Annotated in this window: 2 protein-coding genes; one reads left to right on the top strand and one right to left on the bottom strand. The window is 66.2% G+C overall.

The window, feature by feature from the left end:
* Window positions 1-49 precede the first annotated feature (49 nt).
* On the bottom strand, window positions 50-478 hold the full coding sequence (gene tnpA / locus K7G61_RS35780) for an IS200/IS605 family transposase (protein WP_225851325.1): 429 nt from the start codon (window positions 476-478) through the stop codon (window positions 50-52).
* A 53-nt stretch (window positions 479-531) separates the two neighbouring features.
* On the opposite strand from tnpA, the gene K7G61_RS35785 reads away from it, so the two are divergent.
* A complete protein-coding gene (locus K7G61_RS35785; protein ID WP_225851326.1) occupies window positions 532-1746 on the top strand; it encodes an RNA-guided endonuclease TnpB family protein in 1215 nt (404 codons plus the stop codon).
* Window positions 1747-1764 lie beyond the last annotated feature (18 nt).

Genomic DNA, 1764 nt, shown 5'->3' on the forward strand with positions numbered 1-1764 from the left:
GCGGAGCGCCGCCGCGTCGCTCCGGATTGGTCCCAGACGGTGGCCGCGCTCAGTCCGGTCGCTTCTGGTTCTCGATGTAGTCCTTGACCACCTGGAGCGGTGCCCCGCCGCAGGAGCCGGCGAAGTATGAGCCGGACCAGAACCGGCCGTGCATGATCGCCCGGTTCACGCGGCCGGTGAACTCCTGCCGCAACCGGCGTGAGGAGACGCCCTTGAGGGAGTTGACGAGGTTCGACAGGGCGACCTTCGGTGGGTAGTGCACGAGCAGGTGTATGTGATCCTCTTCGCCGTTGAACTCGATCAGGTCAGCTTCGAAGTCCTCGCAGACTTTCCGCATGATCTCCTCGCAGCGCGTCAGCATGGCGTCGTTGAACACGGTGCGCCGGTACTTAGTGACGAATACCAAGTGTGCGTGGAGGTTGTAGACGACGTGACGACCGCGCCGTACGTCCGTGTTTGGTTCCCAGCGTGGTGACATGAACCAATGCTATGGTCAAGGTCGGAGTCGAGCCGGGGAGGGGGGTGGGCTGGATGATCCGTGCGTACAAGTTCCTCATGCGGCCCACCGTGGGACAGGCGGCAGCGCTGACCGCGATGCTGGCCGACCACTGCTCGCTCTACAACGGAGCCTTGCAGGAACGCCGCGACGCCTACCGGCACCCCTCGAAGACGAGCATCAAGTACGGGATGCAGTCCGCGCAGCTCAAGGAGATCCGGGCGTTCGACCCCGAGCGTCAGGGCCGCTGGTCGTTCAGCTCGCAGCAGGCGACGTTGCGCCGTCTCGACAAGGCGTTCGCCGCGTTCTTCCGCCGGATCACGTCCGGCGACACACCCGGCTACCCCAGGTTCCGGGGGGTGAACTGGTTCGACACCGTGGACTTTCCCAAGGACGGGGACGGCTGCCGCTGGAACAGCACGCCGCACGACCCGGTCACCCGCGTCCGCTTCCAAGGCGTCGGGCACGTCAAGGTCAACCAGCACCGGCCAGTGGTCGGCAAGGTCAAGACCGTCTCGGTCAAGCGTGAGGGACGCAAGTGGTTCGTCATCCTCACCGCCGAGCAGCCCGAACCCGAACCGCTGCCCCCCACTGGCAGCGTGGTCGGCATCGACATGGGCATAGCCAACTTCCTCGCCGGCTCAAACGGCGAGTTCGTACCCAACCCGCGTCACGGCCGGAAGGCAGCCGCGAAGCTCGAAGCCGCACAACAGGCGCTGTCCCGGTTCCCGCGCTGCAAGGCCAAGGATCGCACCGCCAATCACCGGCGGGCCGCCCAGGAGGTCGCGAAGCTGCACCGCAAGGTGCGACACCAGCGGCTCGACCACGCACACAAAGCCGCGCTTCGTCTGGTCCGTGAGCACGATGTCATCGCGCACGAAGACCTCAAGATCCGCAACATGAGCAAGGCCCCCGCACCGAAGCCCGACCCCGAGACGCCGGGCGCGTTCCTGCCCAACGGGGCGAGCGCGAAAGCCGGACTCAACCGCTCGATCGCTGATGCCGGATGGGGGGTGTTCCTGACGATCCTGCACGCCAAGGCTGAAAGCGCCGGACGGGAAGTGATCGCCGTGGACCCCCGCAACACCTCCAGGCAGTGCCCGCAGTGCGGGCACACCGCCAAGGAGAACCGGCTCACACAGGACAAGTTCCAATGCCAGGAGTGCGGCCACAACGCGCACGCCGACACGGTGGGCGCCGTCAACGTTCTACGGGCCGGGCTGGTCCGTCGCGAAGCTCAACCCGCTTAGCGAGAAGCCACCCCGTTT

Origin of the sequence: Streptomyces sp. HPF1205, assembly GCF_020400825.1 — a bacterium.
GTDB lineage: Bacteria > Actinomycetota > Actinomycetes > Streptomycetales > Streptomycetaceae > Actinacidiphila.

Bases quoted from the DNA above. Each gene is read 5' to 3' on its own strand.
- tnpA (WP_225851325.1), bottom strand. From the start codon at position 478: ATGTCACCACGCTGGGAACCAAACACGGACGTACGGCGCGGTCGTCAC.
- K7G61_RS35785 (WP_225851326.1), top strand. From the start codon at position 532: ATGATCCGTGCGTACAAGTTCCTCATGCGGCCCACCGTGGGACAGGCG.